Annotated in this window: 17 protein-coding genes, 1 tRNA gene and 1 riboswitch; of the genes, 7 read left to right on the top strand and 11 right to left on the bottom strand. The window is 56.2% G+C overall.

The annotated features are described in order from the left end of the window. Positions 1-67: 67 nt before the first annotated feature. Positions 68-688, bottom strand: coding sequence for a hypothetical protein (locus ACN080_RS03835; protein WP_419113088.1), 621 nt, complete (start codon positions 686-688; stop codon positions 68-70). A 125-nt stretch (positions 689-813) separates the two neighbouring features. Beyond that, on the bottom strand, positions 814-1,317 hold the full coding sequence (locus tag ACN080_RS03830; RefSeq protein ID WP_419099132.1) for a Dps family protein: 504 nt from the start codon (positions 1,315-1,317) through the stop codon (positions 814-816). A gap of 400 nt (positions 1,318-1,717) precedes the next feature. Here ACN080_RS03830 and ACN080_RS03825 point away from each other — a divergent pair, with 400 nt between their 5' ends. Further along, complete coding sequence (locus ACN080_RS03825) at positions 1,718-2,839, top strand: VIT1/CCC1 transporter family protein (protein WP_419104789.1); 1,122 nt, start codon at positions 1,718-1,720, stop codon at positions 2,837-2,839. Positions 2,840-3,081: 242 nt separating this feature from the next. Here the strand turns inward: ACN080_RS03825 and sucD are convergent, their stop codons facing one another. The 4 genes from sucD to pcrA all read right to left on the bottom strand — a co-directional run bounded on the left by sucD (position 3,082) and on the right by pcrA (position 8,802). Then, positions 3,082-3,996, bottom strand: coding sequence for a succinate--CoA ligase subunit alpha (gene sucD / locus ACN080_RS03820; RefSeq protein WP_419113087.1), 915 nt, complete (start codon positions 3,994-3,996; stop codon positions 3,082-3,084). 36 nt (positions 3,997-4,032) lie between these two features. Then, positions 4,033-5,199, bottom strand: a complete 1,167-nt coding sequence (gene sucC, locus ACN080_RS03815) for an ADP-forming succinate--CoA ligase subunit beta (RefSeq protein ID WP_419099129.1) — start codon at positions 5,197-5,199, stop codon at positions 4,033-4,035. A 209-nt stretch (positions 5,200-5,408) separates the two neighbouring features. Next, entirely contained in the window at positions 5,409-6,017 is a 609-nt protein-coding gene (locus tag ACN080_RS03810; protein WP_419099128.1) for a hypothetical protein, read from the bottom strand. Between the two features lie 73 nt (positions 6,018-6,090). Continuing rightward, on the bottom strand, positions 6,091-8,802 hold the full coding sequence (gene pcrA / locus ACN080_RS03805) for a DNA helicase PcrA (protein WP_419113086.1): 2,712 nt from the start codon (positions 8,800-8,802) through the stop codon (positions 6,091-6,093). Between the two features lie 95 nt (positions 8,803-8,897). Here pcrA and ACN080_RS03800 point away from each other — a divergent pair, with 95 nt between their 5' ends. Further along, positions 8,898-9,593 carry a hypothetical protein gene (locus ACN080_RS03800; protein ID WP_419113085.1) on the top strand — a complete coding sequence of 232 codons (696 nt, stop codon included), beginning with the start codon at positions 8,898-8,900 and terminating at the stop codon, positions 9,591-9,593. 111 nt (positions 9,594-9,704) lie between these two features. After that, positions 9,705-9,777, top strand: a tRNA-Arg gene (locus ACN080_RS03795). A gap of 102 nt (positions 9,778-9,879) precedes the next feature. Here the strand turns inward: ACN080_RS03795 and ACN080_RS03790 are convergent. The 3 genes from ACN080_RS03790 to ACN080_RS03780 all read right to left on the bottom strand — a co-directional run bounded on the left by ACN080_RS03790 (position 9,880) and on the right by ACN080_RS03780 (position 12,280). After that, positions 9,880-10,107 carry a hypothetical protein gene (locus ACN080_RS03790; protein WP_419110864.1) on the bottom strand — a complete coding sequence of 76 codons (228 nt, stop codon included), beginning with the start codon at positions 10,105-10,107 and terminating at the stop codon, positions 9,880-9,882. A 237-nt stretch (positions 10,108-10,344) separates the two neighbouring features. Then, positions 10,345-10,965 carry a C40 family peptidase gene (locus ACN080_RS03785; RefSeq protein ID WP_419099124.1) on the bottom strand — a complete coding sequence of 207 codons (621 nt, stop codon included), beginning with the start codon at positions 10,963-10,965 and terminating at the stop codon, positions 10,345-10,347. A 4-nt stretch (positions 10,966-10,969) separates the two neighbouring features. Further along, positions 10,970-11,130, bottom strand: a riboswitch (cyclic di-AMP (ydaO/yuaA leader). 457 nt (positions 11,131-11,587) lie between these two features. Beyond that, on the bottom strand, positions 11,588-12,280 hold the full coding sequence (locus tag ACN080_RS03780; protein ID WP_419099123.1) for a metal-dependent transcriptional regulator: 693 nt from the start codon (positions 12,278-12,280) through the stop codon (positions 11,588-11,590). 333 nt (positions 12,281-12,613) lie between these two features. Here ACN080_RS03780 and serC point away from each other — a divergent pair, with 333 nt between their 5' ends. Next, positions 12,614-13,711, top strand: coding sequence for a phosphoserine transaminase (gene serC, locus ACN080_RS03775; RefSeq protein WP_419113102.1), 1,098 nt, complete (start codon positions 12,614-12,616; stop codon positions 13,709-13,711). Positions 13,712-13,794: 83 nt separating this feature from the next. Here serC and ACN080_RS03770 read toward each other — a convergent pair whose 3' ends face one another. Next, positions 13,795-15,129 carry an MFS transporter gene (locus ACN080_RS03770; protein WP_419099122.1) on the bottom strand — a complete coding sequence of 445 codons (1,335 nt, stop codon included), beginning with the start codon at positions 15,127-15,129 and terminating at the stop codon, positions 13,795-13,797. Positions 15,130-15,158: 29 nt separating this feature from the next. Continuing rightward, complete coding sequence (locus tag ACN080_RS03765) at positions 15,159-15,734, bottom strand: DUF3027 domain-containing protein (RefSeq protein ID WP_419110866.1); 576 nt, start codon at positions 15,732-15,734, stop codon at positions 15,159-15,161. A gap of 102 nt (positions 15,735-15,836) precedes the next feature. On the opposite strand from ACN080_RS03765, the gene ACN080_RS03760 reads away from it, so the two are divergent. The 3 genes from ACN080_RS03760 to ACN080_RS03750 all read left to right on the top strand — a co-directional run bounded on the left by ACN080_RS03760 (position 15,837) and on the right by ACN080_RS03750 (position 18,407). Next, positions 15,837-16,082, top strand: a complete 246-nt coding sequence (locus tag ACN080_RS03760) for a hypothetical protein (protein WP_419113084.1) — start codon at positions 15,837-15,839, stop codon at positions 16,080-16,082. Between the two features lie 121 nt (positions 16,083-16,203). Further along, on the top strand, positions 16,204-16,914 hold the full coding sequence (locus ACN080_RS03755) for a response regulator transcription factor (RefSeq protein WP_419099119.1): 711 nt from the start codon (positions 16,204-16,206) through the stop codon (positions 16,912-16,914). Between the two features lie 83 nt (positions 16,915-16,997). Continuing rightward, positions 16,998-18,407 (top strand): ATP-binding protein, encoded by a 1,410-nt coding sequence (locus ACN080_RS03750; RefSeq protein ID WP_419113101.1) that lies wholly within the window; start codon positions 16,998-17,000, stop codon positions 18,405-18,407. Positions 18,408-18,551: the final 144 nt, after the last annotated feature.

Here is an 18,551-nt window from a genome sequence, read left to right as displayed (position 1 = left end):
GATAACTGAGGCCTTCCCCACCCTTGACCCACCGAGCAAGAAGGCCAATCCACCGAGTCCGGCTAGCTCAATCCAAGAAATCATATATGGATTCTGCCCGCTCCAATTCTTCCTTGACAGCATCATCGACACCGCGGGAGACCGATTCAGCTCGCCGCCAGTTACTCAGGGAAAGGAGCAGGGAGGCAGTTGCAAAGGCGTAAGTGAGGATACCGGCTGGGTTGCCGAAACCGGCTGAGAGCCCAATAAAGTCACCCCCCAGTAGTGACGATGCCGCCGAGACAACAGTTCCATCCAGGCGGTCGGGGACCAAAAAACCGAAGATGAGGGCCATCAGCCAGGTGGCACCCCAGACAAGCGCGGTCCTCGGCGGTAGACCTGCCCGTTTACCAGCTTTTTGTAATTTCATTTCTTTGCCCGAGAAGTAGGCTGCCGCTAGCATCAGACCCGCCAGGATCGGCCCTAGTGAGATGGCGAAAATTGGCAGCAGGCTACCGCCGGCACCAAACAGGGAGCGCCCAGCAACCACCCACAGGGCCGAGAGAAGTGCCCAGGGAACAGCCAGGTAGAAAATAGCCCTGGTCAGGAGCCCGCCCTGTCTCATCAAGTAGGGGTGTGACCGGGCCTCACCAGGAGCACCCAGCTGAGGGCCCTGCGGAGGTAGGTGATTGGCTGAGGTTTTTTGCATTTGGCTCACTCCCCCATTTTAGGCCCACCCTTCTTAGTCCTCACAAGAAGCAGGTACCACAAAGCCGGGGTGGCCCACCTCTTGACGGTGAGCCACCCCGGCTTTTGAGTTGCGAGGGTTACCTGCTAGCTGAGGTTACCCTGCCCATCTTCGAGGTGACTGCGCAGGAACCACTGGAAGAGCTCCAGTTCGGCAGTCTGACCGATCAGCAAATCTTCGGTAATAGGGTCAATATCGCCCACCTTAGCAATAGCAGCACGGTGGTCTTCGATAACAGCGCTATAGACGTCATTAAGAGCACGGATATGGGTCATAGCGTCAGCACGGTCAACATCATATCCGGCCCAGGTGCGCTTTTCTACCAGGTCGCCTGAGAGACCGTTGGGGGAAACACCCATGGTAGCCATGCGCTCTGCGATGGCATCAACAAAGCCGCGCACCTGGTCTACCTGGGGGTCCAGCATTTCGTGGACTGCGATGAAGTTGGGGCCAACGACATTCCAGTGAGCATGCTTGAGGACCAGGTGCAGGTCATTGAGGGCGTGCAGGCGGAGCTGGAGGACGTCAGCTACGTGGTGGCCAGACTCTTCGGTGAGGCCCGGTACGGTAAATGATGCGTATTTGCTCATGATTCTTAAACTTCCTGTTAGGTAATCAGGTCGATCCCAAGCTGTGGGTTTCGGCCTGCTGTGTAGTTCCAACCTTACGCTGTCCCTGCCACCATTTCAAGGCTTATTCTGAGTAAATCATAATAAGGAAACCCTGATTTGACAAGGTATTCTGCCTAAAACAGAAGGTAAGCAAGGCTAACCTCAGCGCAACTGACTGGGTACAACACTCTCCCCAAAGGGATCTTAGCCAGCCCCTGCTCTACCCACCAAAGACCATAAACCATTTATGTGATTTACAACATATCCCCCGGGGCTCTAGCTGACCGTTGCCACCGGTCCCAGTCTATGACTAGAGTAAGAGTCAGCCACAGGGGGCTCGCCCCAGCGCTACCAGCTCCAGACCTAAGAGTAAAAGATCGTGACAGCACCCACCCCATATACTGCCCCCTGCACAACACCCAGCAAGGCCCAAATTCGCCGCTGGCGGCGTTATTTAGCAGAAGAAATCTCCGAAGCTCGCATTTACGCTGCGCTGGCTGAACGCACCCACGGTAAAGAGGCAGAAATCTTAGGCCAAGTAGCCCAGGCCGAATACCGCCACCAGAATCACTGGCGCCAGCTTCTTGGAGAACACGCTTTTCCTGAGCCCAAACCTTCGGTCTCGGCCCGTATTCTTGAACTTCTAGCCAAAAATTTTGGCTCAGTCTTCGTTCTTGCCCTAGCCCAAAGAGCCGAGGGACGCTCCCCCTACGCGGAGGATCCCGATGCAACTGAGGCTATGGCAGCCGATGAGGCTATCCATGAGGAAATCATTCGAGCCCTTTCTACCGCTGGCCGAGAAAAGCTTTCTGGCAACTTCCGCGCCGCTGTCTTTGGCGCAAATGACGGCCTTGTCTCTAATGCTGCGCTCATCATGGGTGTTGGCGCTAGCGGGGTCAGCAACTCTATGATTCTTCTTTCTGGTGTCGCAGGCCTGTTGGCAGGCGCGCTTTCTATGGCTGCCGGTGAGTTTGTATCGGTCCGTTCCCAGCGCGAGCTACTCGACGCCTCCCGCCCCACCCAGGTCACCCTCGATGTAGCCCACCAGCTCGATATTAACCAGAATGAGTTAGAGCTGATTTACAAGGCCCGCGGTATGAGCGAGGAGGCAGCCCGCCACCGTGCCATGGAACGCTTTGGGCACTTCACCTGCGACTGCGACCCCTCACTCTCTTTCCGCGACCTTGAGGAGGATCAGGAAGCGGGGGTAGAACACGGTGCGCTGGGTAGCGATGTGGGAGCTGCCGCCTCAAGCTTCTGCTTCTTTGCCTCCGGCGCTCTCATTCCGATCCTGCCCTACATCTTTGGGGTACAGGGTCCATTCGCTATGTTGCTAGCCATGTTGCTGGTAGGCCTTGCCCTCATGCTAACCGGTGGCGTGGTGGGCCTACTCTCCGGTGCTTCACCTTTCAAACGTGGCTTACGTCAGCTAGCTATTGGCTACGGAGCTGCCCTGGCTACCTACTTGCTGGGGCTGGCCTTTAATGTGGCTCTGGCCTAGCCAGCAATCTCTCTGAGCAAGCGCTCAGGATCACTGTCTCAAGCTACCGCCCCCTGGCCTCAATACCCTTTAGGCTAGCTAGCGCCTTGCCCCTATCCGCTAGTTCTTGCCCGCCCATCAGCCCTGACCTACTTGCTCTTGTTGACCGGCAAAAGGCAGGGGTTGGAGCCTATAGCTCCAACCCCTGCTCAGATACTTATCTGTCCTTCTCTATCTTCTAATAATTAGAGAAAGGCTACTTTCTAAGAGGCAAAAATCTCACGCATGAGCTGAGCAGCCTCAGAAGGAGTCTTACCCACCTTCACACCAGCAGCTTCCAAGGCCTCCTTCTTAGCCTGAGCGGTACCCGAAGAACCAGAGACAATCGCACCAGCATGGCCCATAGTCTTACCCTCAGGAGCGGTAAAACCAGCCACATAGCCAACAACAGGCTTGGTCACATGAGCCTTGATAAACTCAGCGGCACGCTCCTCAGCATCACCACCAATCTCACCAATCATCACAATCGCTTCGGTCTCAGGGTCAGCTTCAAAAGCCTCCAGAGCGTCAATGTGGGTGGTGCCAATAATGGGATCACCGCCAATACCGATAGCGGTGGTAAAGCCAATATCGCGCAGCTCAAACATCATCTGGTAGGTCAGGGTGCCTGACTTAGATACCAGACCGATTTTGCCCTTGCCGGTGATGTTGGCGGGGGTAATACCCACCAGGGATTCACCGGGGGTAATGATACCGGGGCAGTTGGGGCCAATGATGCGGGTGACATGCTTGCCCTCAGCATTGACCTTGCTCTTGGCGTAGGCCCAGAATTCGGCAGTATCACCTACGGGCACGCCCTCGGTGATGACAACCACCAGGGGAACCTCAGCGTCAATCGCTTCAATAACAGCGTCCTTGGTAAAGGCCGGGGGTACAAAGACGATTGAAACGTCTGCGCCGGTCTCCTGGATAGCTTCAGCCACAGAGCCAAAAACCTTCAGCTCGATGTCCTGGCCCGAAGCGTCCTTGTGAGTAACGGTGGTGCCAGCCTTGCGGGCGTTAACGCCGCCCACAATCTGGGTACCAGCGGCCAGCATACGGGCGGTGTGCTTAGTACCTTCACCGCCGGTGATGCCCTGAACGATGACCTTAGAGTCCTTGTTCAAAAAGATAGACATAATAAAAACCTTCTAAATCTGTGTTTTCGCGGTGAATTAAGCGTTGTAAGCCAGCTCGGCGGCCTTATCGGCACCGGAGTCCATAGTCTCGGCCAGGTGTACAAGCGGGTGGTTGGCCTCAGAAAGAATGCGGCGGCCTTCTTCCACGTTGTTACCGTCAAGGCGAACGACCAGGGGCTTGGTTGCCTTATCGCCCAGGATCTCAAGAGCCTGAACGATACCGTTAGCAACAGCGTCACAGGAGGTAATACCACCAAAGACATTGACGAACACAGACTTGACCTGCTCATCGTTGAGGATGATATCCAGACCAGCGGCCATAACCTCAGCAGAAGCGCCGCCACCGATATCCAGGAAGTTAGCGGGCTTGACCTTGCCGTGGTTCTCGCCAGCGTAGGCTACAACGTCCAGGGTGGACATAACCAGGCCCGCACCGTTACCGATGATGCCGACCTGACCATCGAGCTTGACGTAGTTCAGTTCGTTTTCCTTGGCCTTGGCTTCGAGGGGGTTCTCTGCGCTCTTATCGACCAGGGCCTCGTGATCGGGCTGGCGGAACTCTGCGTTATCGTCCAGGGAGACCTTGCCATCCAGTGCCAGAATCTTGCCGTCACCGGTCTTGACCAGCGGGTTGACCTCCACCAGGGTGGCATCTTCCTTCTTGTAGACCTCGCCCAGCTTGACCAGTACAGCGGCTACAGCCTGGCGGGTGTCCTCGGCAAAGCCAGCTGTCTCAACGATTTCAGCGGCCTTAGCGGGGCTAATTCCCTCAATGGGGTTGATGTCTACCTTGGCCAGAGCCTCGGGGCGCTCAACGGCCAGAGTTTCAATATCCACGCCGCCTTCCACCGAACACATAGCCAGGTAGGAGCGGTTAGCCCGGTCAAGCAGCATAGAGAAATAGTACTCTTCGGCAATGTCAGCGCCCTGAGCAATCATCACGCGGTGAACGGTGTGGCCTTTAATGTCCATGCCCAGAATCTGCTGAGCATACTCGTAGGCTTCATCGGCGGTCTTAGCAACCTTAACGCCGCCCGCTTTACCGCGGCCGCCTACCTTGACCTGTGCTTTGACAACGGTGACGCCACCAATTTTTTCGGCAGCGGCTTTTGCTTCTTCTGGGGTGGTAGCTACGATGCCCTGGAGCACGGGTACACCGTGCTTCTCAAAGAGATCTCGTGCCTGGTATTCAAACAGGTCCACAGGAGTGTCCTTCTTCGTCGAAGTCGTGCCGGGCCGTGTGGGCCAGGCCTTTACAAATGCGAAGCCTCCACGTGCCCCCAGCGAGAGCCAGAGCACACAGAAGCCTCTCCATGAGCAACTTTAGCGCACTTCACAGCAAGGGAGCTAACTTATCAAGTTATATTGAGCGACCCAGTTAAGTACGATCGAGTTAGCAGAGCTAGGCTCAGCTACTTAAGGAGGGCACAGGCATCCAAGATATTGACCAAGAACGGTGCTGTGTCTGAAGCCCTCGGAACCATGAGGTACTCCATCTCATCAATACGCCATAGCATAATCCTGGCTTCAGAAACCCGGCAGCTCATGGCCTGCCCCGGTTTAAAGACATCGGGTGGGAAGTCAAAAGCTACAACTTGGTCAATCACCTGCGCAGCTGCTTGCCCGCTAAGGTTAAGGACGGTGCGGTTAACTGATACATCAAGAACCAGACCCTCATCATTCCCTAGGGCAGTAGCTAAAGCTCGCCCTAGTTTCACCGGATCAACGCGGGTCACGACCAGGTAGACCCCTGCTTCGACATAAAGGCAGGCTACGACCTGTCGGGTACCGTAGAGCATGTAGCGGGCTAATGCGTCACCGCTGACCTGGCCGGGTAATTCGGGGAGGGAAACTCCCAGTACCTTTTCTAAACGGTGAGCGGCGGAGCTAGCAGGGTCCACTTCAAGCCGGAAGAGCGACAGGTCAGATATTTCCTGAAGCTGGATACGGGTATCGGTGACCTCGTCCATGGCATGAGCGAACTCCTCAGCAACCGAGGGCAAACTACTGTCATTGTTCATCGAGCTACCTCATTGTGGCATGATAGAGAACCGGCAAAGGCATGATACCCCCTTAGGGCGCTAGCGGCCACGATTAGCTATCTTTCTTGGTCAATGGCGCATAGCGCAGAAGCAGTCGCTTTTCTTCGCGGGCAAAACGAACTTTAGCCACCGTTTTGTCTCCTGTCCCTTCAAGTGCCAGAACCTTACCCTCACCGAAAGTTGTGTGCTCTACAGTATCGCCGACGGAGAGTAGGGGAATTTCCTTATTCTGCTGTACCCGCGAGACCTTGCCTGCTGCGGCGGCATAGCCGTAGGAGGCAGAACCGTTCACTTCAGCTATCGAGGGGGAAGACCTGCGCTGAGGTTGATCGAAGCGAGCAGAGTAGCTAGAGCTTCCGTAAGCCGGTGTGCCAGTTTCTGACCGCCAAGCGCCCCTGCCGCCAGCGTAGGCACCGCCGTAGCTAAGGCCACCCATCGAATAAGTGGAGCCGGTACGTTTCCATTCGATAAGTTCCTCGGGAATCTCTTCAAGGAAAGGAGAGGGTGGGTTGAACTGGCTCTGGCCCCACATAGACCGGTTCTCGGCACGAGTCAGGTAAAGCCGTTCCATCGCGCGAGTCAGGCCAACGTAAGCCAGTCGGCGTTCCTCACTCATCTCCGAGTCATCGGTCAGGGCACGCTGGTGAGGGAAGAGTCCGTGCTCCATACCGGTGAGGAAGACCACCGGAAACTCTAGGCCCTTAGCCGTGTGTAGGGTCATGAGGGTAACTACGCCCTGAGAACGAGCCTCGGCAACCTCTGCCGCAATCTGAGCAGCGCTGGGGCCGCCTTCCTGGTCCTGCTTTGGCTTGTTGGGAATCTGGTCAGCGTCAGCGACCAGGGCAACGTGCTCCAAGAAGTCCTCGAGGCTTGCACCGGGGTTATCAATCTCAAACTCGCGGACAGCATCTACCAGTTCCGATAGGTTTTCTACCCGGGACTCGTCCTGAATATCCTTGGATTCACGCAGGGCAGCCAGGTAGCCGCTCTGTTCCAGGACGGCTTCTAGGCAGGTAGCGGCAGACTCAGTCTGTGCGATCTGGGCCAGGTCGTCGATGAGCTGGGAAAAAACGGCCAGCTTCTTAACCGCGGCAGAGCCCAGCCCCGGAACTTCGGTACCCTGGCGCAGGGCTGCCATGAAAGAGATGCGGTTGGCTCGTGCGTAGTCGGCAACCACACTCTCCGATTTAGTTCCGATACCGCGCTTAGGCTCGTTGAGAATCCGGCGCAGGTTGATATCATCATCGGGGTTGACGAGAACTCGCAGGTAGCTCAGGGCGTCTTTAATTTCTTTGCGTTCGTAGAAGCGAGTGCCGCCCACCACCCGGTAGGGCAGACCAACTCGCATGAGCATTTCTTCCAGGGTACGGGATTGGGCGTTGGTCCGGTAGAAGACCGCAATATCACCCGGCGCGGTTCCGTACTCGTCACGCAGGCGGTCAATCTCCTGGGCGATATAACGTGCTTCGGCCTGCTCAGATTCGGCCACATAGCCGGTAATTTTTGCGCCATCACCGCTGGCTGTCCAGAGTTTCTTGGGCCTGCGGCCGGGGTTGCGTTCAATCACGGCATTAGCCGCGCTCAGGATGTTCTGGGTTGAGCGGTAGTTCTGTTCCAGCAAAATGGTGCGAGCAGTGGGGTAATCCTGCTCAAAATCGGTGATATTGCGAATATCAGCACCGCGGAAGGCATAGATGGACTGGTCAGAGTCGCCCACAACGGTCAGCTCTGCCGGAGGGTAGGCATCGGGGTAGGGCCCTGGCGCACCGGGTTCCGGGCCTTGAGCGGGAGCCCCCACCAGCTGGCGAACGAGCTGGTACTGGGCGTGGTTGGTGTCCTGGTACTCATCCACCAGGATATGGCGGAAGCGGCGGCGGTAGTATTCGGCTACCTGCGGGTGATTCCGAAGCAGGTTGACGGTTTCCAAGATCAGGTCATCAAAGTCAAGTGAGTGGGCCGCTTTGAGACGTTCGGTATAGATGCTGTAAACCTTAGAGATGGCAGCTTCCCAGGGGTCGCTGGGGGAGGTTTCCTGGGCAAACTGCTGGGCGGTCACCAGCTCATTCTTCAGGTTGGAGATTCGGTTGCCCACGGCCTTAGCAGTGAACTTCTTAGTGTCCAGGTTGAGCTGTTTGATAATCAGGGTTAGCAGGCGCTGGGAGTCGGCAGAATCGTAGATTGAGAAAGTTGTTTTAAGGCCCAGGTTCTTAGCTTCACGGCGAAGTAGACGCACGCAGAAGCTGTGGAAGGTGGAAATCCACATATTTTGAGCTTTTGGCCCAACGAGGTCGGTAATACGTTCACGCATCTCTGCGGCCGCTTTGTTGGTAAAGGTAATAGCCAGGATCTGACCCTGGTGAGCACGCCCAGCCGCCAGCAGGTAGGCAATACGGTGGGTGAGGACGCGGGTTTTACCGGATCCTGCACCAGCAACGATGAGCAGAGGCGAGCCAGCGTGTTCAACGGCTGCAGCCTGGTGCTCGTTCAGGCCTTCAAGGAGCCTATGCGGTTGGACCTGCCAAGCGGGCTGACGGGAAGGACCGCCAAACTGAGCACCACCCATCTGGTAGGAGGGTGGCAGGAAGTCGAGCTCAGCCAGATCAGCTGGGGCGGTGGGAACCGGTGCAGGCTCTTGACTAGGGAGCCAGTCGGGTTCATCGTAGTACCCTCCCCCAGGTTGGCCCATAGGCGGGGCCTCTTCTGCGCTTTCGCCCTGAGGCCTGGGTGCCCGAGAGGTGGGCATAAAATCATCGTCATCAAACATGGTGGGCTCTTTTCCTGATTCAACCGTCAAATAACCATTTTAGGCGAACATACTTTCGAGGCCCCAGCTTTTAGCTGACAGATAAGATAGACAGTATGGGTCTTTCAAAAGGTCAGAAGAAGCGCCTCTATGGCGAGAACACACAAGTGCACTCCCCCGCTCCCTCCCCGCCTGCAGCACGGTCCAGACTAAAGGCACAGGCAGAACCGCGGGTTATCACCGACTACAGCGCAGCGGAGTTAGCTGCCCAACCGGAAAAAGGCGGCGGCTCCTATATCTTTGTGGGAGTGGCTTTCACGGTCACAGCCCTCTTCCTTCTCTACTACTACCTCATCTTATTGCCCGGTATTTCGACAGTTGCAGGTGTGACTGCCCCTGAACTCATGGCTAGCTTTGATGCTGAGCACCTAGAGGCTCTGGCATCTGGCCTGGGCGAAGAAGGTATCCGTAGCTACCAGATTGTGCACCGCTCAACGGGCCTGATTTTACCCCTCATTTTTGCTTTTACCTGGTGGAATATGGTTAGGGCTTCCCGCTTTGAGCTGCTTCTGGGCCGGCTGATGCTCGCCCTTCCTCTTGCCTACGCCGGTGTATTTATGGCCGGTGGTTTTGCGCTGGATCAGGCTATTGCCAACCCGCTCAGCTCCGCTACAGCTTTGGCTTCTTTGCTCATAGCACTTCGCTGGGGACTCTTTGTACTCTGCCTGCTTCAGCTAGGGTATCTGGCTGTACGTCTTGTCCGCTCTAAGGTTGATGCTTTCTCACGCGGTGAGCTACCCGGCCAGTCATAAGCCTGAGTTCGGGGTCAAGGAGTACCCCGGCAAGGGGCTTTGAATGACGAGCTCACACACGGCCTGTATTTAGAGTTAGCTCCTCAATGCTGTAAACTGATGGGGTTGCCTGCCCTCGTAGCTCAGGGGATAGAGCACCGCTCTCCTAAAGCGGGTGTCGATGGTTCGAATCCATTCGAGGGCACAGACAGAGAAACCCACCTACTCTGGTAGGTGGGTTTTTCGCGTTTAGACCTCAGCTTATGAGAGAATGAACATTCTTTTTATAGCCCTAGCAGCCCTTTTCCTACGGGAGCTTCTGCTGCTTTTTACGGTAGAGGGCACGCGAGATCAGCAAGCCGATGACGATACCCACACCACCGGTAATCGATACCCACATAGCAGCGTGGCCAACCAAAAGGGCGATAAGCAGACCAATAACAATTCCGGGGACCGCCCCGGCAATCATACCCACAGCCATATAGGTAAACTCTTGATCCGATGCATTCCTGGGGCTTTCAAATTGAGGTGCCATAGGCTATATCCTAGCTGCGCGTAAGGGAATAGAAAAAGGGGATAAAAAATGCGCCCCAGCTGGTCGTCTGGTGCGCATTAGCAGGCTTAGGCCTACTAGGGGGATCCATACCGTGTGATGTGTGGTAGGAATTCTTTAATACTCACAGCTTTCTCTTACGACCAGGAAAACTGTGGTTGGACTACCTCAGGGAAGCCGAGGCTATTCGCCTTAGCAGGACCCTAGGGTGAAGTCTTATTAGATACCTGCGGTGTAGTAACCGTCAACAGGCATGAAGCCGCCACCGTCAACAGCGGTCAGCATGGTGCCCTGTGAGGGGTTCAGCGCTGAGATCATCTGGCCGTTGCCAACGTAGATACCAACGTGTGCATAACCGTTAGTGAAAACGATGTCACCGGGCTGGGGGTTAGCGGTAGGGGTGAGCTGGGTTGCCATAGCGTAGGTGTAGGCGGTCAGGTTGATGCCAGCCTGAGCGTAAACGTAGGATACGAAGCCTGAGCAGTCCCAAGCCTTGTAGGACTTGCCACCCCATACGTAGGCGCCACCGAGGCCGTCGTAAGCAGCTGCCAGAACGGTTTCACGAGCGGTGGAGAGATCGACGTTGCTGGGAAGCTCAGCGACGGTGTTGGACTGAGTGGTTACAACAGAGGTATTTTCTACAGGGGCAACGGTTTCGTAGTTGTAGCTGTAGGAGTTGTAAGCCTGGTTGTCGTATACAGCCAGCGCAGGAGCGGACTGAACGGGAGCGGTAGCGGTTTCTGCTACTGCAAAAGCGTTTGCGGGAGCAACTGAAGCGGCCAGCATGGCACCTGAAGCTGCAACGATACCTGCATTGCGAATGATAGTTGACTTAGTCATTGTGTTTTCCTCCATTGCCGGACGAGGTGAGCTGTCGGGTTCGAACATGAAGTACGCTCGGCTACCGGTGAAGGTAACTTAACCCCAAGGGCTCCTAGTACAGGATCCCAAAGTTGGGTCCCCCGCTTCTGCCTGATGATGTTTGTGAGTGAACCTGTGAACCGTGGCAGAACTAGGCGTTCAGTCCGCAGGGTGCTAATCCGACCAGTGATGAGCACAAATCAAAACACTACACACACTTTCAGATATTGTCACGTTTTGATTACAAAAGTCGCGGCTTCCAACCCTAGAAAGTAAGCAGGGTTATCTATTGCCTACAGGTCACACCTCGGGAACAAAGCTCTGAAAGCTATCAAAAAACCCGTTCTGACAAGCTGAAATTATGGTGACTGGGGTCATATAAAGAAGAGTTTTTTACCCCAGGAGCCACCGCGCCCTCCCATCAGGGGGCACCAATGAGAAACCCGCCACTTAATTAAAAAACTTCACTGGACGGTACTACTGAGGGCCCCAGGACCCATCACCGCGCCCCTGCCGTCTCCCGGAAGCAGCGAATATAACAGTTTGATAACAAAAAAGAGGCCTAGGCGCTCGCCCAAGCCTCTTTTCTGTTACCAAGATGTTACCTTTTGACGACGATAGCTTCTGCTACCTCAGCGTTCAGGATCAAGGACTCATCTTCACCATCGGCGTGCACCAGAACGGAGCCGTCCTTACGCCCCACAATAGAAACAGTTGCGCCGTAGACAATTCCTGCATCACCTAAGCGCTTTAATAGCTCAACATCTGTCTGAATAAACTCTGGCAGACGAGAGACGGTAAACCGGTCATCCTCATCGGAATCTTTAGCCGCAATCGACATGGTGACTGTACGTCCATCGTTCTCTTGGCTCTGTGCACCCAGCTCCTCCAAACCAGGAATAGCATTACCGTAAGGCGAGAACTTAGGTTCGTTGAGGAGTTCCAGGAGACGACGTTCCACTCGCTCGCTCATCACATGCTCCCAGCGGCAGGCTTCTTCGTGGATGTACTCCATTTCTAAACCAATCACATCGGCCAGTAGGCGTTCAGCAAGACGGTGCTTACGCATTACCTCAACAGCCTTGTGGCGGCCTTCATCGGTGAGTTGAAGAGAACGGTCGCTCGCTACAGTCAACAGGCCGTGTCGTTCCATACGGGCAACAGTCTGGGAGACGGTAGGCCCAGAGTGTTCAAGGCGTTCGGCGATTCGAGCTCGCATAGGGGTAATACCCTCTTCTTCAAGTTCGAGCACAGTTCGCAGATACATCTCAGTAGTATCAATCAGGTCAGTCATGCCTTCTCCTCTCGTTCCGAGCCCACCCCGCTAGGGCTAGGCAAACAGTGCAGTCATTATCATTAATTGTATGCCGTGCCCAGGCTTTTGGGTGTGACCCTGCCCGATCAGGTTTGCACAGTTCTACCCTCTTGCTTCTCACTCTGTAAATTTCAGCCCCTCTTTTGCGGTTCTTGCCCCGCCCTAGCCGACAAGCACCCCTATCACCGTCACAATAGAAAGAGTAGGACAGCAGATAGCACCCTCCCCCTTTCCACGCATCCGCTATCTGCGCTTAGCCCCTACTTTTTACGAGGAGACACCGTGACCGACTTCCCCACCATTCCATCCCATATGCTCCCAGCCGATGGCCGTTTTGGTGCCGGCCCTTCAAAGGTTCGCCCCGAACAGCTTGCCGCTGTTCAAGCGGCAGGCCAGCATCTTATGGGAACCTCCCACCGACAGGCCCCTGTCAAGAACCTGGTCAGTGAAATCCGTGAGGGTCTGCGTTCTTTCTACTCTGCGCCCGAGGGCTACGAGGTAATTCTTGGTAACGGCGGAGCTACTGCTTTCTGGGATGCCGCCACCTTTGGGCTGATCAAGAACAAAGCCCAGCACCTCACCTTTGGTGAGTTCGGCTCTAAGTTCGCAGCCGCCACCCAGGCCGCTCCTTTCCTGGCAGACTCTACCGTCTTGACCAGCCCTGCAGGGACTAGGCCGGTTGCCCACGCTGAGGAAGGTGTTGATGTATACGCTTGGCCTCACAACGAAACCTCAACCGGTGTTTTCGCACCCGTCAGCCGCCCCCAAGGCGCCGGTGAAAACGCCCTGGTTCTCATCGATGCAACCAGCGCCGCAGGAGGCCTTGACCTTGATATCTCGCAGGCTGATGTCTATTATTTCTCAGCCCAGAAGAACTTTGCCTCCGACGGCGGCCTCTGGTTGGGGCTCTGGTCACCCGCCGCCCTGGAACGGGCACAGCGGATTCAGGACTCAGGCCGCTGGATTCCTGACTCCCTCAACCTGGTAACCGCTATCGATAACTCACGCAAGAACCAAACCTACAACACCCCCGCACTGGCCACCCTGATCATGCTCAACGAACAGCTCAAGTGGCTCAATGAACAAGGCGGTCTAGCCTTTGCATCGGCCCGTACCGCTGACTCAGCAGGCAGAGTCTACCGCTGGGCAGAAGAGTCAGACTTTGCCAGCCCCTTTGTAGCCAATCCGGCAGAGCGCTCAAACGTGATTACCACCGTGGACTTTGATGACAGCATTGACGCGGCAGCTATCGCTAAGGCGCTACGTGCTAACGGTATCGTCGATACCGAGCCCTACCGCAAGCTGGGCCGCAACCAGCTCCGCATTGCGACCTTTACCGCGATTGACCCCGACGATGTATCAGCTTTGCTGAACTGTATCGACTACCTGGTCGAGCAGACCGCGGGCTAAAAAGCTTCCGGCTCTTAAGACCGGGCCGCCCCGTTTCACCTCCTAGAGGCAGTGCGGGGCGGCTTTTTATGCCACGTGAAAGTCTAGCGTGGCTCCTGGATATCAATTGCAGCTGTCACAGGCGGCGGCTCAGTGCCCTCAGCAGCGGGGCTTTGCTGAGCGCGCAGAACCAGGCGGGTAGGTACTGAGCGGTCATAGCGCAGGTGCAGGTGCCGGTACTTCATAATCCATACCAGCCCCAGAAGAGCGGCCAGGAAACCCGACGCAGAGGCCACACCCAGCCCCCAACGCGCCCCAAAGATATCGTTAACCAGCCCCACCAAGGGAGAACCGATAGGGGTTCCACCAATAAAGACAGCCATATAGATACTCATAACCCGCCCGCGCATTTCAGGCTCGGTGGTCACCTGCACATAGGCGTTGGCAGAAGTAATAATAGTCAGCGCCATCAACCCCAGAGGAATCAGTGCCAGAGCAAAGAGCCAGAGACTGGGAGCCAGCGCCGCGAGCGCTGTAGCCACGCCAAACCCCAGGCAGGATGCGAACATGAACCGCATCCGTGGGGTATCTCGCCGAGCAGCTAAGAGTGTACCGGCTACCGAGCCGATAGCTACCACCGAGTTCAGCACACCGAATTCCCCAGCACCCTGCCCAAATTCGGTGGTTGCCATGGCAGCAATGTTGAGGGCTGTGTTAAGGCCAAAAGTGCCGATGAGGAAGGCCGCTACCATCACCACAACGATGTCGGGGCGGCCCCTAAGGTAGCCAAAGCCGTCACGGATACGGCTCTGGGCCGCCGATGAACGGGGCAGAGGCCTTAGCTCCGAGGTACGCAGAGCGAGAATAGCTGCCATCATGGCAGCAAAAGAGAAGGTATTAATCAAGAAGACCGGCCCCGTACCCACAAGAACCACCAGCAAACCGGCGCAGGCCGGGCCGATCATGCGCGCCACGTTAAAGGACATGGAGTTCAGGGCAACGGCGTTGGGTAGGTCTTTATCCGATACCAATTCAGAAACCAGGGTGGAACGTACCGGCGCGTCAAGGGTAGAAACCAGGCCCAGGGCGAGCGCAAAAAGGTAGACCTGCCAGATAGCAACATGCCCAGAGAGCACCAGTAGGCCCAGGCCGAGGGCAAGAAGCCCCATAAGGCCCTGGGTCCACATCAGAATTTTCCGGCGGTTACCCCGGTCAGCTAGTGCACCAGCGTAGGGGGACAACAAAAGCGGTGGGGCGAACTGGAGAGCTATCACGATACCCATCTGGGTAGAGTCATGGCTGGACAGGTCGTTAAAAACCAGCCAGTCCTGGGCTGTACGTTGCATCCAGGTGCCGATATTAGAAATTAGGGCACCGATAAACCAGATTCGGTAGTTAAAAATCCACAGTGACCGGAAAGTTCTAGGCTTTCCGGTCACAGGTGGAGGCCCTGATTGCAACAGCCCACTCATTCTTGGGTAGCGGCCACCGGGGTTGAAGCTGACTTACTCTCGGCATATTCGCCCTCAAAGTCTGCCGCGTCGCCTTCGGGTATTTCCTGATCGTAATCAAGGTCCTCGCGGTCTTCGGGGCGCAGGCGGTCAGCCCAGGGAACCCAGGCAGGGGCAAGAAGAGCATCGTCACCCGGTATCAGCCCAATTTCGCAGACGGTTGCGACCTTAGAACGCGGGGCGCGGGAGAGCGTGGCAAACCAGAACCAGCCCCTGTAGCCAGGGAGGTCACATTCAAAGAGGTGGGTGGTGAGCCGCTCTTCTTCACCGCGCAGGTGGTGGACCGGGCCAATAGAGTTTTCGGGTGCAATGTCAGCCAGCCCCGCAAGAGCTACATCTTTAGCGGCGGCAAGGACGGCATCAACTTTGCTGGTTCGACGCCGGCGGGTAGGTAGGCCCAGGGTCGGCTCGGGAGCCGGTGCCTGGTCCTTTTCAAGCCCTAAACCCTGCTCCGCAGAAGAATCAGGGGCAGGGGGTAGCAAGAACTTATCGCTACCGGTTTCTTGGAGCCCGTCTTTTACCACTTCAGTCATACCCTCTATTAAAGCAGGCTAGCGCGAGTTGTGGGGTTTCCCTCCCACTACCTTCTCAGAACGTGCCCTCCGAGGCGGCCTAATCTTGATACCTTATTGGGTATGGACTCTGACTTTTCTGAAACCCCCGAGCTCCCCTACGGCAAGACCATCCGTTCTTTGGGGGTGAGCTCTCTTGCCCTCATGATTCTGAGTGCTATCTCTGGGCTGGCTATGCTTCTGCTTAAATGGGCGACCGGCTCAGCTCCCCATATCCTGAGTATTATCCCGCTGATGGTGCTCCCGGTCGCTTTCATGGCCTTATTAGCGGCTCTTTTCTTTACTCTGCTTCGCCGCCGAACAAGCTAGACTGGAGCTGTCCCTCTCGGCTCGCGTTTCTGCGCGCATCAGACCCAACCTTTCCCTAATACCCAGCGAAGCGCCCAGCTGTGCACAGGTAGCGCACAGGTAATAAGCGCACAATAGAACTGTGAACATCAAAGAACCTGAAGCAAAATTATTGGTCGTCGATGACGAGCCCAACATTTTAGAGTTGCTGGCAACTTCCCTGCGCTTTGCAGGTTTTGAGGTTGTTACGGCGTCCAACGGGCGTGAAGCCCTTGATAAGGCCGAAACTGAGTCCCCCGACCTGGCCGTCCTTGACGTCATGTTGCCTGATATGGATGGCTTTACTGTCACCCGTAAGCTGCGCAGCTCCGGCCGCCTCTTTCCCGTGCTCTTCCTCACCGCTAAAGACGACACCGAGGACAAGGTCACCGGCCTTACCGTCGGCGGTGACGACTACGTCACTAAGCCCTTTAGCCTTGATGAAGTGGTAGCTCGGATCCGCGCCGTGCTGCGACGCACTCAGCCCCAGCACGAAGAAGATTCACGCCTGCGGGTTGATGACCTAATTCTTGATGACGATGCCCACGAGGTTTTCCGTGGCGACCGCGAAATCGACCTCTCCCCCACCGAATTCAAGCTGCTGCGCTACCTGATGCTCAACCCCAACCGGGTGCTCTCCAAAGCGCAGATTCTTGACCATGTGTGGGAGTACGACTTCAACGGCGACGCCTCTATCGTGGAGTCCTACATCTCTTACCTGCGCCGCAAAATTGACAACGATCCGGAGCTCCCCCCGCTCATTCACACCAAGCGTGGCGTGGGCTACCTGTTACGGACAGCTAACAAAAATTAAGGGGTAAGAGTTTGCGCTCTCGTCTCTCTGTGCACCGGCTGGGTTCGCTTTCATTGCGGACCCAGTTGGTGCTTTTAACGTCTATGCTCCTGGCCCTGGCCATTTCGGTCATGTCTCTGGTCGCTATTTCTGCCATTCGAGCCAAGATGATGGACCAGCTCGATGATGAGATTGAGGCCAGCTACAGCTACCTGGTCACCGCAGTGTATGCAGACCAGCAGCTCTCTCAAACAGAGGGAACTTTTATACCCTACGAGGCCTACCTACTTGATAGCGACGGAAAGATTGTGCGCCCGGTAGCCACTCTGGCCGACGAAACCTCCTCGCCCCTGATCTCTGGGCTGACCGCTGAAAACGTCAAAAAATACAACAAGGCAGCGCTGACGGTCCGCTCGTCAAGCGGGCACACCGAGTGGCGTCTGATCGCTTTCCCTGTGGATGAGACCCATCAGACCCTGGTCATTGCCGCACCGCTCACCCAGATCAACCAGACCGTAGCCATCGTAGGCGGCCTGACCTTACTCTTTGGCGTGGCTACTTTGCTTGCCTCCATAGCCCTGACCTGGGTCATTGTCACCCGAGCCTTTGAGCCGCTGGCAAGGGTAGAACAGACCGCCGCCCAGATTGCGGCAGGCGATCTTTCTCAGCGTATCGAGAACTACAGCCCCTACAACGAAATCGGCCATCTCACTACCTCACTCAACACCATGCTCTCCCATATTGAGGAGGCCTTTGACGCGCAAAAACGCTCTGAAGTTAAAATGAGGCGTTTTGTAGGCGATGCCTCGCATGAGCTCAGAACCCCGCTGGTGTCCATCCGTGGTTACTCTGAGCTTTACCGTATGGGCGGGCTACCTAACGACGAGGCTGTTGCTATGGCTATGGACCGGATTGAATCCGAGTCAAAGCGCATGGGCCAGCTGGTAGAAGATCTCCTGACCCTGGCACGGCTAGACGAACGGCGAGTGACAGAGAACGCTCAGGTAGACCTGCTCAGACTAGCCCAGGATGCCGCCAACGACGCCTTTGCTTCTGAACCCGACCGAACCATTGAGGTAGTCGGCCTCGAAGGCGCAGAGGCGCTTACGGCCCTGGTCTGGGGTGATGAGCAACGGCTACGCCAGGTGCTAGCCAACCTCATGACCAATGCCCTGCGTTACACGCCCGCCGGCTCCCCCATTGAAATAGCGGTGGGTTCTGTTCCCGGTATCGACGGTAGCTGGACCTCCATGCTCCAGGTGCGAGATCACGGCCCGGGCATCCACGGTGAGGATGCCGAACGCGTCTTTGAACGGTTCTACCGGGCAGATACCTCCCGGACCAGGGAGACAGGCGGGACTGGCCTGGGCCTGGCGATTGTAGCGGCTATTGTTAGCCAGCACGATGGCTCAATCAGTATTGAAGAAACCGAAGGCGGCGGTGCCACTTTCACTATCAGGCTCCCCCAGTACAGCACCCATACAGGCCCGGTTGCTCTCCCCCGGCAAAAGTAGGCGGTCTTGCCCCGGGAGAACACTTGTGTATAAATGCCGGGCGAGCTTCATATTGCAGACGCATTTACATCATTTTGGGCTTACGATTGACGTTAAACGCCCCGGTTTAGGTGGCCCACCCGAACCGGGGTTTTCCACACCATC

Source organism: Rothia sp. CCM 9416, assembly GCF_048513535.1.
GTDB lineage: Bacteria > Actinomycetota > Actinomycetes > Actinomycetales > Micrococcaceae > Rothia.
This window is presented reverse-complemented; position numbering and strand designations above follow the sequence as displayed.

Coding starts and splice junctions, on each gene's coding strand:
- ACN080_RS03760 (WP_419113084.1), top strand. CDS start 15,837: ATGGACTCTGACTTTTCTGAAACCCCCGAGCTCCCCTACGGCAAGACC.
- ACN080_RS03835 (WP_419113088.1), bottom strand. CDS start 688: ATGCAAAAAACCTCAGCCAATCACCTACCTCCGCAGGGCCCTCAGCTG.
- serC (WP_419113102.1), top strand. CDS start 12,614: ATGCTCCCAGCCGATGGCCGTTTTGGTGCCGGCCCTTCAAAGGTTCGC.
- pcrA (WP_419113086.1), bottom strand. CDS start 8,802: ATGTTTGATGACGATGATTTTATGCCCACCTCTCGGGCACCCAGGCCT.
- ACN080_RS03800 (WP_419113085.1), top strand. CDS start 8,898: ATGGGTCTTTCAAAAGGTCAGAAGAAGCGCCTCTATGGCGAGAACACA.
- sucD (WP_419113087.1), bottom strand. CDS start 3,996: ATGTCTATCTTTTTGAACAAGGACTCTAAGGTCATCGTTCAGGGCATC.
- ACN080_RS03750 (WP_419113101.1), top strand. CDS start 16,998: ATGCTCCTGGCCCTGGCCATTTCGGTCATGTCTCTGGTCGCTATTTCT.
- ACN080_RS03790 (WP_419110864.1), bottom strand. CDS start 10,107: ATGGCACCTCAATTTGAAAGCCCCAGGAATGCATCGGATCAAGAGTTT.
- ACN080_RS03785 (WP_419099124.1), bottom strand. CDS start 10,965: ATGACTAAGTCAACTATCATTCGCAATGCAGGTATCGTTGCAGCTTCA.
- ACN080_RS03830 (WP_419099132.1), bottom strand. CDS start 1,317: ATGAGCAAATACGCATCATTTACCGTACCGGGCCTCACCGAAGAGTCT.
- ACN080_RS03765 (WP_419110866.1), bottom strand. CDS start 15,734: ATGACTGAAGTGGTAAAAGACGGGCTCCAAGAAACCGGTAGCGATAAG.
- ACN080_RS03780 (WP_419099123.1), bottom strand. CDS start 12,280: ATGACTGACCTGATTGATACTACTGAGATGTATCTGCGAACTGTGCTC.
- ACN080_RS03810 (WP_419099128.1), bottom strand. CDS start 6,017: ATGAACAATGACAGTAGTTTGCCCTCGGTTGCTGAGGAGTTCGCTCAT.